Origin of the sequence: Parasphingomonas halimpatiens (genome assembly GCF_036663795.1) — a bacterium.
Taxonomy (GTDB): Bacteria; Pseudomonadota; Alphaproteobacteria; order Sphingomonadales; family Sphingomonadaceae; genus Sphingomonas.
In genome coordinates this window covers 1-13,814 of sequence record NZ_JAXOJP010000004.1, presented here as the reverse complement: position 1 = coordinate 13,814, position 13,814 = coordinate 1, and the positions used below count along the sequence as shown (strand labels likewise).

At 67.0% G+C, this 13,814-nt stretch carries 11 protein-coding genes and 1 pseudogene; 8 read left to right on the top strand and 4 right to left on the bottom strand.

Annotated elements, in window-relative coordinates; all coding sequences use genetic code 11:
* Window positions 1-58 precede the first annotated feature (58 nt).
* From tkt to U1839_RS05360, 4 genes are all read left to right on the top strand, one after another.
* A complete protein-coding gene (gene tkt, locus U1839_RS05375) occupies window positions 59-2,137 on the top strand; it encodes a transketolase (RefSeq protein ID WP_332802635.1) in 2,079 nt (692 codons plus the stop codon).
* The gene (gene tal / locus U1839_RS05370; RefSeq protein WP_332802634.1) at window positions 2,137-3,246 is read left to right on the top strand and encodes a transaldolase; all 1,110 of its coding nucleotides are present in this window, start codon (window positions 2,137-2,139) and stop codon (window positions 3,244-3,246) included. Before tkt ends, tal begins: the two co-directional genes overlap by 1 nt.
* A gap of 89 nt (window positions 3,247-3,335) precedes the next feature.
* Complete coding sequence (gene gnd, locus U1839_RS05365; protein WP_332802633.1) at window positions 3,336-4,322, top strand: phosphogluconate dehydrogenase (NAD(+)-dependent, decarboxylating); 987 nt, start codon at window positions 3,336-3,338, stop codon at window positions 4,320-4,322.
* Window positions 4,319-5,122: a Cof-type HAD-IIB family hydrolase gene (locus tag U1839_RS05360; protein WP_332802632.1), complete on the top strand. Its 804-nt coding sequence runs from the start codon at window positions 4,319-4,321 to the stop codon at window positions 5,120-5,122. The genes gnd and U1839_RS05360 overlap by 4 nt, the downstream gene beginning before the upstream one ends.
* Before the next feature lie 121 nt (window positions 5,123-5,243).
* On the opposite strand, the gene U1839_RS05355 is transcribed toward U1839_RS05360, so the two are convergent.
* Complete coding sequence (locus U1839_RS05355; RefSeq protein WP_332802631.1) at window positions 5,244-5,795, bottom strand: cytochrome b; 552 nt, start codon at window positions 5,793-5,795, stop codon at window positions 5,244-5,246.
* Window positions 5,796-5,905: 110 nt separating this feature from the next.
* Here U1839_RS05355 and U1839_RS05350 point away from each other — a divergent pair, with 110 nt between their 5' ends.
* The gene (locus U1839_RS05350; RefSeq protein WP_332802630.1) at window positions 5,906-7,351 is read left to right on the top strand and encodes a glycosyltransferase family 2 protein; all 1,446 of its coding nucleotides are present in this window, start codon (window positions 5,906-5,908) and stop codon (window positions 7,349-7,351) included.
* Here the strand turns inward: U1839_RS05350 and dinB are convergent.
* Window positions 7,328-8,386, bottom strand: a complete 1,059-nt coding sequence (dinB, locus tag U1839_RS05345) for a DNA polymerase IV (RefSeq protein WP_332802629.1) — start codon at window positions 8,384-8,386, stop codon at window positions 7,328-7,330. The genes U1839_RS05350 and dinB overlap by 24 nt on opposite strands.
* Window positions 8,387-8,424: 38 nt before the next feature.
* Here dinB and U1839_RS05340 point away from each other — a divergent pair, with 38 nt between their 5' ends.
* Window positions 8,425-9,588 (top strand): winged helix-turn-helix domain-containing protein, encoded by a 1,164-nt coding sequence (locus U1839_RS05340; RefSeq protein ID WP_332802628.1) that lies wholly within the window; start codon window positions 8,425-8,427, stop codon window positions 9,586-9,588.
* Window positions 9,589-9,704: 116 nt separating this feature from the next.
* On the opposite strand, the gene U1839_RS05335 is transcribed toward U1839_RS05340, so the two are convergent.
* Window positions 9,705-10,688: an SDR family oxidoreductase gene (locus U1839_RS05335; RefSeq protein ID WP_443030573.1), complete on the bottom strand. Its 984-nt coding sequence runs from the start codon at window positions 10,686-10,688 to the stop codon at window positions 9,705-9,707.
* A 142-nt stretch (window positions 10,689-10,830) separates the two neighbouring features.
* Between U1839_RS05335 and U1839_RS05330 the strand changes: the two genes are divergently transcribed.
* Both U1839_RS05330 and U1839_RS05325 read left to right on the top strand, forming a co-directional pair.
* The gene (locus U1839_RS05330) at window positions 10,831-12,726 is read left to right on the top strand and encodes an asparagine synthetase B family protein (protein WP_332802627.1); all 1,896 of its coding nucleotides are present in this window, start codon (window positions 10,831-10,833) and stop codon (window positions 12,724-12,726) included.
* A 53-nt stretch (window positions 12,727-12,779) separates the two neighbouring features.
* Window positions 12,780-13,049, top strand: coding sequence for an HPr-rel-A system PqqD family peptide chaperone (locus U1839_RS05325; RefSeq protein WP_332802626.1), 270 nt, complete (start codon window positions 12,780-12,782; stop codon window positions 13,047-13,049).
* Window positions 13,050-13,664: 615 nt separating this feature from the next.
* On the opposite strand, the pseudogene U1839_RS05320 reads toward U1839_RS05325, so the two are convergent.
* A pseudogene (locus tag U1839_RS05320) lies at window positions 13,665-13,814 on the bottom strand (IS630 family transposase); the annotation flags it as partial.

Genomic DNA, 13,814 nt, shown 5'->3' with positions numbered 1-13,814 from the left:
CGAAACCCGATCGGATGCGCGCGCGTTCGGTCGATCTCCCAGCAAGGCGATCTCTCCGATGTCCGACACCGCAACCCCGCTTCCCGCAGACGTTCATGAGGACGGCTCGCTCGCGCGTCTGACGATCGACACGATCCGGACGCTTTCGATGGATGCGGTGCAGGCCGCCAATTCGGGTCACCCCGGCACGCCGATGGCGCTCGCCCCGGTCGGTTATGCCTTGTGGGCGAAGTTCCTGCGCACCGATCCGGCCAGGCCCGACTGGCCCAATCGCGACCGCTTCGTGCTGTCGGTCGGCCATGCCTCGATGCTGCTCTACAGCCTGCTGCACCTTGCCGGCGTGCGCGAGATCGATCGCGACGGCAAGCCGACGGGCAACGCGGCGGTGAGCCTCCACGACATCGAGCAATTCCGCCAGCTCGGCTCGAAGACCCCGGGCCACCCCGAATATCGTCACACCACCGGCGTCGAGACGACCACCGGCCCGCTCGGTGCGGGGTGCAGCAACTCGGTCGGCATGGCGATGGCCGAGCGCTGGCTCGCCGCGCGCTACAACCGCGACGGCTTCGAGCTGTTCGACCATGACGTCTATGCGCTCGCCGGCGACGGCGACATGATGGAAGGCGTATCGGCCGAAGCCGCCAGCATGGCCGGCCACCTCAAACTGTCCAACCTGTGCTGGATCTACGACAGCAACCACATCTCGATCGAGGGCGACACCGCGCTCGCCTTTGACGAGGATGTCGGCATGCGCTTCCAGGCCTATGGCTGGAACGTCATCCATGTCGACGACGCCAATGACGTCGCCGCTTTGTCTGCCGCCTTCGATACCTTCCGCGCGACCACCGACAAGCCGACCTTCATCGTCGTCCATTCGATCATCGGCTGGGGCTCGCCCCGCGCCGGCAGCGAAAAGGCGCATGGCGAGCCGCTCGGCGTCGACAATGTCAAGGCGACCAAGCGCGCTTATGGCTGGCCCGAGGACGAGAATTTCCGCGTCCCCGACGGCGTACTCGACCATTTCCATGGCGAGATCGCCGGACGCGGCGCACCCTTGCGCGAAGCATGGGAAGCGAAATACGCCGAATATCGCAGTGCCTATCCCGATCTCGCCGCGCAGATCGACGCGATGCTGACCGGCAAGCTGCCCGATGGCTGGGACGCCGACATCCCGGTGTTCGATGCCGACCCCAAGGGAATCGCCTCGCGCGATGCCGGCGGCAAGGTGCTCAACGCCATTGCGGCGAAGGTGCCGTGGCTGCTCGGCGGTTCGGCCGATCTCTCGCCCTCGACCAAGACCGACATCAAGGGCGCGGGTTCGTTCGAGCCGAACAATTATGGTGGTTCGAACATCCATTTCGGCGTGCGCGAACATGGCATGGGCGGCGTCGTCAACGGCATGACGCTGTCGCATCTGCGCGGTTACGGTTCGACCTTCCTGGTCTTCGCCGATTACATGCGCGCGCCGATCCGCCTCTCGGCGATCATGGAGCTGCCCGCGACCTGGGTTTTCACGCACGATTCGATCGGCGTCGGCGAGGACGGCCCGACGCATCAGCCGATCGAGCATCTTGCCACGCTGCGCGCGATCCCCGGCCTCGACACGATCCGCCCGTGTGACGCCAATGAGGTCGCCGCCGCCTGGCGTGCGATCGTCGCCGAGCCGACCCACCCGACCGCGCTGATCCTGTCGCGCCAGGCGCTACCGACACTTGACCGCACCGTCTATGCCTCGGCGGACGGCGTCGCCAAGGGCGGCTACGTGCTTGCCGACAGCGAGAACCCGCAGGTCATCCTGATCGCGACCGGCAGCGAAGTGTCGCTTGCCATCGCGGCCTATGAGCAGCTCAAGGCCGAAGGCATCGCCGCCCGCGTCGTCTCGCTGCCGAGCTGGTATCGCTACGAGCTGCAATCGGATGCCTATAAGGAATCGGTGCTGCCGAAAGCGATCCCGGCGCGTTTGGCGATCGAGATGGGCGGGGAGATCGGCTGGGATCGTTATGTCGGGCTTTCGGGCCGGACGATCACCATGGCGACCTTCGGGGCGTCGGCGCCGATCGCCAAGCTGCAGGACAAGTTCGGTTTCACCGTCGACAATGTGGTGAAGCAGGCCAAGGCAATGCTGGAGACGAAGTGATGGGTCGGTTGAATGATCTCGCAGGCGCGGGCCAGGCGGTATGGCTCGATTTCGTCGATCGCAAGTTCCTCGCGGATGGCGGGTTGCAGAAGCTGGTCGACGAGGACGGGCTGACCGGCGTCACCTCCAACCCGTCGATCTTCGAAAAGGCGATGGGGCATGGCGACGCCTATGACGAAGCGCTCGCCGCGTTCGACCAGGCGCATCCCGATGCCTCGACCATGGCGCGCTACGAGCATCTCGCGATCCAGGACATCCAGACCGCCGCCGACACGCTGCGCCCGGTCTATGACAAGCTCGACGGCAAGGACGGTTATGTCAGCCTCGAGGTCTCGCCCTATCTCGCCAACGACACCGACGAGACGATCGTCGAGGCGGCGAAGTTATGGGGCGAGGTCGATCGCCCCAATCTGATGATCAAGATCCCCGGCACACCGGCGGGCATCCCCGCCATTGCAGCGACGATCGACGCCGGGATCAACGTCAACGTCACGCTGCTCTTCTCGATCGAGGCCTATAAGGCCGTCGCGCTGGCGCATGCCGCTGGCCTCGAAAAGCGCGCCGCACGCGGCGAGCCGATCGATCGCATCGCCAGCGTGGCGAGTTTCTTCGTCAGCCGTATCGACAGCAAGATCGACGACAAGATCGACGCCGGCGTTGGCGGCGACGCGGCCAAGCCGCTTAAGGGCAAGGTCGCCATCGCCAATGCCAAGCTGGCCTATGCCTGGTATGAGGAGTTCGTCGCGAGCGAGCGCTGGCAGGCACTCGCCGCCAAGGGCGCGATGCCGCAGCGCCTGCTCTGGGCATCGACCGGCACCAAGAACCCAGCCTATCCCGACACGCTCTATCTCGACACGCTGATCGGCCCGAACACCGTCAACACCGTCCCGCCCAAGACGCTCGACGCGTTCCGCGAGCGCGGCACCGTGGCGCAGACGCTGGGCGCCGATGTCGATGCGGCGCGCCATGTCATGGCCGAGGCCGACCGGCTCGGGCTCGACCTGCCGGGCGTCACCGATACCCTGGTCGAGGAAGGCGTCGCCTCCTTCGCCAAGGCGTTCGACGACCTGCTCGGCGCGATCGCCGCCAAGCATCCGGTGGCTGCTTGATGCGTTGTACTCCTGCGAACGCAGGAGCCCAGGGCCACAAGCGTCGGCTCTCGTAAGACGGACTTCAGACAAGCGAGCGGAGTTTAGCCATGAAGATCGGCATCATCGGCATGGGCCGGATGGGCGCGAACATCGCGCGGCGGCTGATGCGCGCCGGGCATGAGACGGTGGTCTATGACCGTTCCGCCGATGCGGTCGCCGCCGTCGTCAAGGACGGTGCCATTGCGGCGAGCGACCTCGCCGACCTCAAGGCGAAGCTCGCCAGCCCCGCCATCTACTGGGTGATGCTCCCGGCCGGCGACCCCACCGAGCAGACCATCGCCACGCTCGCCCAAGGTTGCGCGGCGGGCGACATCATCATTGATGGCGGCAACACCTTCTACAAGGACGACATCCGCCGCGCGAAGAAGCTCGCCGAGACGGGCGTCAACTATATCGATGTCGGCACCTCGGGCGGCGTATGGGGGCTGGAGCGCGGCTTCTGCATGATGGTAGGCGGCGACAAACCCTCGGTCGAACATATCGACCCGATCCTCGCGGCGCTTGCCCCCGGTATCGGTACCATTCCACGAACGCCAAATCGGATGGAAGACGAGGGCGAGGATCCGCGCGCCGAGCAGGGTTATATCCATGCCGGCCCCGCCGGGTCGGGCCATTTCGTCAAGATGGTCCATAACGGCATCGAGTACGGCCTGATGCAGGCCTATGCCGAAGGCTTCGACATCCTCGCCTCGAAGAACTCCGACAAGCTTCCCGAGGATGAGCGCTTCGACCTCAACCTGACCGATATTGCCGAGGTCTGGCGGCGCGGCAGCGTGATCTCGTCGTGGCTGCTCGACCTGTCGGCGATCGCACTGGCCAAGGACATGAAGCTCGAGGCGTTCACCGGCAAGGTCGCCGATTCGGGCGAGGGCCACTGGACGATCGAGGCAGCGATGGAAGAATCGGTGCCGGTCAACGTCCTGTCCGCCGCGCTGTTCGCGCGCTACCGCAGCCGGGTCGACCATACCTTTGGCGACAAGCTGCTGTCGGCGATGCGCTTCGGCTTTGGCGGCCATGTCGAGATGCCGCAATGACCATCCGCCTGCTGGTCTGCGACGTCGACGGCACTTTGGTCGACAAGCAGAAGAAGCTGACCCCGGCGACGATCGCCGCGGTGAAGCGCTTGCACGATGCGGGGATGGGCTTCACCATCATCAGCGCGCGGCCCTGCTCGGGCATGCTGCCGATCGCGGAAGCGCTCGGCATCGACGCACCGATGGCGGCATTCAACGGCGGCATCGTCTTTCGCCGCGACGGCAGCGTCGCGTCGCATGCGACGATCGATGAGGATGTGGCGCGCGGCGTGTTCGATCTGATCGGCGATGCTGCGGTCGATCGCTGGGTGTTCGTCGACGATCGCTGGTATGCCAGCACCGACCAGGGCGCGCATGTCGCGAGCGAGCGCGTCGCCGCGAACCAGGCGCCGATCGTGACGGACGACTTCGCGCCCCTGCTCGACCGCGCCGACAAGATCACGCTGGTCAGCGACGATCCCGCGCTGCTCGTGGGCCTGACCGAGCGGGCCGTGGCCGCCTTTGGCGAGCGGGCGACGATCGCCCAGTCGCAGACCTATTATCTCGACGTCACCGCGCCCGCCGCCAACAAGGGCGACGGCGTCACCGCGCTCGCCGCAGCGTTCGACGTGCCGCTCGCACAGGTCGCGGCGATCGGCGATCAGGCCAACGACCTGCCGATGCTGGCGCGGGTCGGCCTGTCGGTGGCGATGGGCAATGGCCCCGAGGCGGTGCGCCACGCTGCGCAGCACGTCACGCTCGGCAACGACCAGGACGGCGTCGCCCACGCCATCGACACGCTGATCGCGCCGCGTTTCTAACCTTCTCCCCTCCCTGGACAAGGGAGGGGTCGGGGGTGGGTCGCTATCGTGGGACCGTTTCGCTCACCTCACGCCGACCCACCCCCAGCCCCTCCCTTGTCCAGGGAGGGGGGTAGGATCGTCAGCGCCACATGCGCTGGAGGCCGCGATGGCCTTCCAGCTGGTGTTTGAGCGCGCCCGCGACATGAAGCGCAACGAGCCCATAGACCAGCTTCGCGATCAGCTCATGCGCTTCGCCGAACAGGGTATGCATGTGCTCGCGCGTGTCGGCCGGCAGGTTCATGACGAACCCGAGGCGCGGCCATTCGAACAGGCCGAACAGCTGCATCGGGTGCGTGGCGGCATCCTTCCACGCCGAGTCCATGATCCAGCCGGTCAGCGGCATGGCGAAGATCACGCCATAGAGCAGCCAGTGAACGATGTGCGAGGTGCGCGCCTCCCACGGCTTATAGGCTTGCGGCAGCGCCGGCGGCTTGTGCGAGAGACGCCACAGGATCCGCATGATCGCGAGGCCGAGGATGGTGATGCCGAGCGACTTGTGCAGGTCGATCATCGGCCGCACCTGCTCGTCGGCGACGAGCGGCCAGATCCACGCCAGCGCGATATTGCCGATGATGCCGATCGCGATCAGCCAGTGCAGCACGATCGCGGTGCGGGTGTAGCGGTCGCTCATCGTCGTTCTTTCGTCGTTCGTCGGCCATGCCCTAGCGTGCAGCTTGCACAACCGCTAGGCGGCGCGCAATCGCAGGTTCATCTCGATCCGGTAACGAACTCCCCCGCACCATGACCTCTCTCGAGCAAACCTTCGTGGCCGAGTCGCCACGGCTGACACCGCGCCCGATCCCGGCCGCCAGCCGCGTGATCGGGCTGGTCGCGCCGCTGCTGTTCATCGTGCTGACCGCGCAGGCCTTCTTCCGCCAGGGGTTGGTCGTGTGGTCGATCGGCATTGCCTACATCCTCTACGATACGGTGCTGCTCGGCTTTACCGCGTGGAATATCCGCCACCTGCGTGCCGCGCCGCGCGATGCGCCGGTCGATGGCGTGACCTTCGGGGTGATCGTCGCGGCGCATAACGAGGCGCGGGTGATCGCCAGCGCGATCGACCGGCTCGCGGCGCAGGATACCCCGCCCGACGTCATCCTGATCGCCGATGACGGATCGAGCGACGACACCGCCGCCGTGCTCGCGCGGCGCTACGGGCTCGACCTGCCCGCGCTCGGCGCGATGGCGACCGGCTCGACCAACCTGCCGTCGCTACGCTGGCTGCGACTGCCGCATGGCGGCAAGGCGGTCGCGCTCAACGCCGCGATCGCGGCGATCGATACCGAGGTGGTGCTGACGGTCGACGCCGACACGTTGCTCGAACCCGGCGCGATCCGCGCGATGCGCGCCGCCTTCGCCGCCGAGCCCGAGCTGGTCGCGGCGACCGGCGTGCTGGCACCGATCTGCGGACCGAACCTGCAGGCGCGGCTGTTCCAGTGGTTCCAGTCCTACGAATATGTCCGCAACTTCCTGTCGCGCCATGCCTGGGAACAGGTCCACAGCCTGCTGCTCATCTCGGGCGCATTCGCCGCGTTCCGCCGCGCGCCGGTTATCGAGGTCGGCGGCTTCGACCCCGATTGCATGGTCGAGGATTATGAACTGATCCACCGGCTCTACCGCCACGCCGCCGATCATGGCCGCGACTGGCGCGTGCGCGTCGTCGGCGGGGCGCTGGCCAGCACCGATGCGCCGGCGAGCCCGCTCGCCTTTCTCAAGCAGCGGCGGCGCTGGTTCGGCGGCTTCCTCCAGACGCAATATTGGAACCGCGACATGGTCGGCAACGGCCGCTTCGGGATGCTCGGGCGCTGGATGCTGCCGGTCAAGGCGCTCGACACGCTCCAGCCGGTCTATGGTCTCGCCGCCTTCGTCATCCTGATCGTCATCGTCGCGACCGGGCGTTTCTTCATCGCGCTGCCGATCCTGCTGGTGATGGTCGCCAAGATCGTCATCGACCTGAGCTTCCATCTCTGGTCGCTCGGCATCTACAAGCGCTGGACCGGGCAGCGCGAAGGGCTCGGCATCGGGCCGGCGATCGTCGCCGCGATCGCCGAGCCGTTCACCTTTCAGCTGCTGCGCCACACCGGCGCACTATGGGGCTGGGTCGCCTTCCTCACCGGGCGCGGCAGCTGGGGGCGGCAGCACCGCACCGCGATTCCCGACATCTCACAGGTCCAGCCGGGGCTCTGAATCGCCGGGCGGGTCGAAGGTCGACAGCGTCACCCCGAGCAGGCGGATCGGCGCGCGCAGCGGGAACAGCGTGCGGACCAGCGCCAGCGCCAGCCCGTCGAGCGTCGCGCGATCCTCGATCAGCCCGCCGGGCGTGCGGCTGCGCGTCACGGTGCGAAAGTCATCGTAGCGCGCCTTGACCGTGACGGTGCGGCCGCGCCCGCCGGTCTTGTCGCACCACGCCCAGACATCGCCGGCGAGCGGCAGCAACGCCGCCTCGACCGCCTCGGGCGTGGCGAGGTCGATCGCGAAGGTCGTCTCCGACCCCGATGACTTGCGCGGCTGGTTGGGCTCGACCGGGCGATCGTCCTGTCCGCGCGCCAGGCCATGATACCAGGCGCCGGCCTTGCCGAAGGCGCGTTGCAGCGCCGGCAGCTCCCAGCCGCGCAGGTCGGCGCCGGTCATGATGCCGAGCCGGTTCATCTTCTCCGCGGTCTTGGGGCCGATGCCGTGGAAACGCCCGACCGGCAGCGCGGCAACGAACGCCTCGCCCTGTTCGGGGGTGATGACGCACTGGCCGTTGGGCTTGTTCTGGTCCGAGGCGAGCTTGGCGAGAAACTTGTTGTAGGAGATGCCGGCCGACGCGGTGAGCTGCGTCTCGTCATGAATGCGCTGGCGGATCTCGCGCGCCGTCGCGGTCGCCGAGGGCAGGCCGCGCAGATTGGCGGTGACGTCGAGATAGGCCTCGTCGAGCGACAGCGGCTCGACCAGCGGGGTATAGTCGCGGAAGATCGCGCGGATCTGCTGCGACACGGCGCGATAGACGTCGAAGCGATGCGGCACGAAGATCAGGTCGGGGCAGCGCCTGAGCGCGGTGACCGAGGGGATCGCCGAGCGCACGCCGAAGGTGCGGGCCTCATAGCTCGCCGCCGCGACCACGCCGCGCCCGCTCGCGCTGCCGACCGCGACCGGCTTGCCGCGCAGCGCCGGATTGTCGCGCTGTTCGACCGCCGCGAAGAACGCGTCCATGTCGATATGGATGATCTTGCGCGTCATCTTGCGTGGTGTAGCGCGATGATGCGATGAGGGGAACGATGAGGGAACAGATTTCGTCCGCCGAGGCACGTCGCATCGCGCTGGCGGCACAGGGTTTCGGCGCGCGATTGCCCGCGACGGTGACGGCGCGGCACCTCGACCGCACGCTCGATGCGCTCGCGCTGCACCAGATCGACAGCGTCAACGTCTTGTCGCGCGCGCATTATCTCCCGGCCTTCTCACGCCTCGGCGGCTATGATCGGGCGTTGTTCGACCATGCCGCCTGGGGACCGAAGCGCGCGCGGCGGCGCTTCGAATATTGGGCGCACGAGGCGTCGCTGCTGCCGCTCGACCTCCATCCGCTGTTGCGCTGGCGCATGGCGCAGGCCGATCGTGGCGAGCGTGGCTGGACCAGCCTCAGGCGCTTCGCGACCGAGCGCCGGAGCGAGGCGACGGCGCTGCTCGATCGCATCCGTGGCGAAGGGCCGCTCGCCGCGTCGGATTTCGACGGCAGCAAGGGCAATGGCGGCTGGTGGGGCTGGAGCGACACCAAGGCGACGCTCGAATGGCTGTTCTGGGCCGGGCATGTCACGACCGCGACGCGTCGCAACAGTTTCGAGCGCGTCTACGACCTGCCCGAGCGCGTCATCCCGCCGACGATCCTCGCGCTGCCGACGCCCGCCGCGGCGACGGCGCAGCGCGCGCTGGTCGAGCGTTCGGCGCGGGCGATGGGTGTCGCGACCGCGATCGAGCTGCGCGACTATTTCCGGCTCGCGCCGGACGAGACGCGCGTTGCGATCGAGGCGCTGGTCGAGGAAGGCGTGCTGCTGCCGGTGACGGTGAAGGGCTGGGACAGGCCGGCCTGGTTGCACCGCGATGCCCGAATCCCGCGCCGCGTGCAGGGTGCCGCGCTGCTCGCGCCTTTCGACCCGCTGATCTGGGAGCGCGCGCGGACCGAACGGATCTTCGGCATTCGCTACCGGATCGAGATCTATGTGCCGGCCGAAAAGCGCGTGCATGGCTATTATGTGCTGCCGTTGCTGCTCGACGACCGGATCGTCGCGCGGGTCGATCTCAAGGCCGACCGGCAAAGCGGGCGCTTGCTGGTGCAGCGCTGCCATCTCGAGCCCGGCGCGCCGGGGGAGACGCAAGAGCGGCTGGCGGGGGAGTTGCGGCGGATGGCGGACTGGCTGGGGTTGGGCGAGGTTGTTGGGTTTTCTTAGCCCTCCCCTTCAGGGGAGGGGTTGGGGTGGGGGGGTGCCGCAATAGCCGCGATCATTGTATTCGTGGAGGGCCCCCACCCCCAACCCCTCCCCTGAAGGGGAGGGGCTAATAGGGGTTAGCCCCCCGCATAACCGCCGATGATCGGCAGCACCTCGCCGGTAATGTAGCTCGAGCATTGCTTCGAGGCGAGGAAGACATAGGCCGGGGCGATTTCCTCGGGCTGGGCCGGGCGCTTCATCGGCGTGTCGGCGCCGAACTGCGCGACGTCGCCGGCTTCCTTGTCGCTGGGGTTGAGCGGCGTCCATACCGGTCCGGGCGCGACCGCGTTGACGCGGATGCCTTTGGGAATGAGATGCGTCGACAGGCTCTTGGTGAAGGCGTGGATGCCGCCCTTGGTCATCGAATAGTCGAGCAGGTCCTTGTTGCCGACCAGGCCGGTGATCGACCCGGTGTTGATGATCGCGCTGCCCGGCTGGAGATGCGGCACCGCCGCCTGCGCCATGAAGAAATAGCCGTAGAGATTGGTCTTGAGCGTCTGGTCGAAATGCTCGGGGGTTAGTTCCGCGAAGCTCGGCGCATGGACCTGGAAGGCGGCGTTGTTGACGAGGATGTCGAGCTTGCCGAATTTCTTCACCGTCTGCTCCACGGCTGCGATGCAGAAGTCGCGGTCGCGCACGTCGCCGGCGATGAGCAGGCAGTGCCGGCCTTCCGCCTCGACCGCCTTGCGCGTGTCCTCGGCATCGCGCTGTTCCTCGCCGAGATAGACGATCGCGACATCGGCACCCTCGCGCGCGAACAGCACCGCGACCGAGCGGCCGATGCCCGAATCGCCGCCGGTGATGATCGCCGCGCAACCGTCGAGCTTGCCCGACCCCTTGTAGAAGGGTGCGTCATACATCGGCGCCGGGTCGAGCGCCGCTTCGTCGCCGGGCTTGGCCTGGTGTTGCTGCGGGAGGGGCGGCTCGGGATAGCGCCGTGCGCCGGCCTGCATCGCGCCGCCTTTCGCCTCGGGCGCCTTCTCGTCGGCCTCGGCGACCTGCGCCTGGATTGCGCGCTGCTCGTCCTCGGCCCTGGTTACGGTGTCGGTCTGGTCGGTCATGCTCGCCTCGCTGTGTCAGGCTAGACATAACCCCGCCAGACGTTCGGCGTTCCGTGTTGGCGGTGTCCGGCGGCCCCCGAACCATTGCGGCGGCGGTGCGTGGGCTCTAAGCGCGGGCGATGCCGAGCCGGGAAGTCGATCGTTGAGCGCCATTGCCGGCATCCTGCACGTCGACGGCCGCAGCGTATCCGACCGCATGCTTGACGCGATGCAGGCCGCAGCGCCGCCGCGCGGTTTCGACGGCACGACGCGCTGGCATGACGGGCCGGTCGGTTTCATCCGTACCGCACATGCCACCACGCGCGAGGCCGTCGGCGAGGTCCAGCCGCTGATCGGCGCTGAATCGGGCATTGCCATCCTGTTCGACGGGCGGCTCGACAACCGCGCCGAGCTGCTCGACCTGCTCGGCTGGCACGGCGCGGCGCTGGCGGCGGCGCCCGATCCGGCGATCGCGCTGGCGTTGTTCGAACGCCTCGGCGACGGCTTCGTGCGCCGGCTGGTCGGCGACTTCGCCATCGCGCTGTGGCAACCGCGCGAGCAGCGCCTGCTGCTGCTGCGCTCGCCGTTCGGCTGGCGGCCGCTGCTATGGACCTTCGACGGCAAGACCTTCGGCTTCTCCACCGAGCCACGCGGGCTGGTTCTCGGGCTGGGGCTGCCGCGCCGGCTCAACGAAGCCGCGATCGGCGAGTTCATCAGTGCGCGCTTCTCGACCCAGGAAGAGACCTTCTGGCAGGACATCAAGCGGCTCCAGCCGGGATCGGCGCTGGCGGTCGAGCAGGGCCGCACGCGGCAATGGTATTGGCATGACGAGCCGTATGACGATCTGTCGCATCTCTCGGTCGCCGAGCATGTCGCGCGCTTTCGCGATCTGTTCGACCAGGCGCTGATCGCCACCACGCGCAGCAACGGGCCGATCGCCGGGCATCTGTCGGGCGGGCATGATTCCTCATCGGTGATTGCGCGCGCGACCGAACTTCATCGCGCCGGACGGATCGATCGGCAGATCGAGGCGATCAGCGCGCGCTTCCCAGGCGAACCGCAGGACGAAACCGAATTTAGCAGCGCGGTCGAGGCGCATCTCGGCATCACCGCAACGGTGATCGGCGCGCGGCGCTTCGACCTCGAAACCGCCCGCGCCTGGTGCGCCGCGACCTATCAATTGCCGTTGCGGCCCAATGTGCTCGATACTTTGCCCAATGCCTGTGCGCATCTCGAGGCGGGCAACGGCCGCGTCCTGCTGACCGGTGAGGGCGGCGATGACTGGCTCAATGGCTCGCAGGCGCACTGGCCCGACCTGCTGCTGCAGGGGCGCTGGCTGGCGCTGCTGCGCGACGGGCTACAGCGCTGGCCCGACCGGCCCGGCTATGTCGCCGCGCGCCGCGTCTTCTATCACAGCGGTATGCCGCTGGTCAGCCGGCGCTATCGTGCGCAGTTGTTCCATCCCCAGCTTGCCTATGGTGCCGAGGCACCGCCCTGGGTGCGCGCCGATTGGGCGGAGCGCATCGGCCTGCGCGATCGCTGGCAGGACGACCATATCCCCGTCCGGCTGAAGGGGTTTGCCCAGAAGAATCGCTTCGCCGTGTTCACGACCGCGCGTCGCCACGTCAACGCCGACAACATGCTGGCCTATGCCGAGAGTCGCGGGGTCGAAATCCGCCACCCGCTGCACGATCTACGCCTCACGCGATTCTATATGGGCGCAGACGGCACCACGATGCGCGCCGATGGCGAACGGAAATATCTGTTGCGCGAGGCGATGCGCGGCACCTTGCCCGAAAAGGTGCGTCTGCGCCGCGACAAGGCGGTCTTTGCGACGCACCTGGTCGACGCGATCAGCGACATCCTGCGCGAGCGGCCGATCGAACGGATGCGCTGCGTCGAACTCGGCTGGGTCGAGCCCGCCGTGCTGCGGCAGCTGCTCGAACCGCACCTCGCCTGGCGCGCCGCCGGTGCGCGCGACCCGTTGCCATCGTCGCTGAGCCCGTTGTGGTTCGCGCTGGCGAGCGATATCTGGCTCGAAAATGCGTTCCAACTCTAATGCGCGCCGCGGCGCCAAGGCAGTATCGCAGCATGGCTGACAGCGCGACGATCATGGACGAATCGATCCTGCACCGCCGCACGGATATGATCGCCGCGGAATCCGACGGCGAGATGGTCGTGCTCGATGCCGAGCGCGGCGATTTCCTGCAGTTGAACAGCAGTGCCGCGCGTATCTGGAGCCTGTTGGAACAGCCGCAAACCCTGGCCGCACTTTGTGCGACCCTCGCGGAGCAGTTCGCGACCGATGCGGCCGAATGTCGCGACGAGGTGATCGCCTTCATCGTCACGCTGCGCGACCGGGGCATGATCGAGATTCGCTGAGCCGGTCGCGGCAAGGCCTGGCAGGTCCAGCAACCGCAAGCGGCCGCTTGCAGAAAGCGCCGCATTCTCAAATCTTTCCTTCAGGCACAATGCCCTGGAAAGAATGGTGCCAGAAGAGAACTCACACTTTTGAACCAAGATTTTGATATCAAATTCAATATCTTGAGTCATAATTTCGGTGGCCCGAATTATGGCCCGACATTTCGACCGTAGCGACGGTTCGAGTGTCGCTGTGCCCATCCTTTCCGGGCACCAAATCATACCAATTCGTCGCGAATGGCTCAAGACGTATCGCGAGATCTCATGCTGGCGCCGCTCACCCTGAGTCCGACGGCAAGGCGGCGGAGGCACCAATTAAGGGAGCAGGTCACTCACGATCAGCTGAATCATTACGCGTTCGAGGCGCGGACGGCCGCTTGTGCCGGAACGCGCCATTCGCCACGGTTGACCCGCCAAGCGGCTCTGCGCCCAGTTGCGGTCGTTCAATCGAAGTGGCGTCGATCCTGAAGCAGTCCTCGTTCAATCTGCGCGGATACCGCCCATGGACCAAAGCGCTCGTTCGTCAGCAGGGTGCCGCTGTTGCATGAAGCGAACAACCGCTAGAGCGTGCTCCATTTAGACGGAAGCATATCCGGAGTTTCGCAGATGGTTCGCGCATTCGTTCGGTGAGACGATGTCGAGGAGTTGACCGACGCGCCGCCATGTAGCGTCGTGGCTACGTTCCTGGGCGTTGCGCATCCAGTGTTTGACCTTGGCGAACAGCTG

Bases quoted from the DNA above. Each gene is read 5' to 3' on its own strand.
- tkt (WP_332802635.1), top strand. From the start codon at position 59: ATGTCCGACACCGCAACCCCGCTTCCCGCAGACGTTCATGAGGACGGC.
- tal (WP_332802634.1), top strand. From the start codon at position 2,137: ATGGGTCGGTTGAATGATCTCGCAGGCGCGGGCCAGGCGGTATGGCTC.
- gnd (WP_332802633.1), top strand. From the start codon at position 3,336: ATGAAGATCGGCATCATCGGCATGGGCCGGATGGGCGCGAACATCGCG.
- U1839_RS05360 (WP_332802632.1), top strand. From the start codon at position 4,319: ATGACCATCCGCCTGCTGGTCTGCGACGTCGACGGCACTTTGGTCGAC.
- U1839_RS05355 (WP_332802631.1), bottom strand. From the start codon at position 5,795: ATGAGCGACCGCTACACCCGCACCGCGATCGTGCTGCACTGGCTGATC.
- U1839_RS05350 (WP_332802630.1), top strand. From the start codon at position 5,906: ATGACCTCTCTCGAGCAAACCTTCGTGGCCGAGTCGCCACGGCTGACA.
- dinB (WP_332802629.1), bottom strand. From the start codon at position 8,386: ATGACGCGCAAGATCATCCATATCGACATGGACGCGTTCTTCGCGGCG.
- U1839_RS05340 (WP_332802628.1), top strand. From the start codon at position 8,425: ATGAGGGAACAGATTTCGTCCGCCGAGGCACGTCGCATCGCGCTGGCG.
- U1839_RS05335 (WP_443030573.1), bottom strand. From the start codon at position 10,688: ATGACCGACCAGACCGACACCGTAACCAGGGCCGAGGACGAGCAGCGC.
- U1839_RS05325 (WP_332802626.1), top strand. From the start codon at position 12,780: ATGGACGAATCGATCCTGCACCGCCGCACGGATATGATCGCCGCGGAA.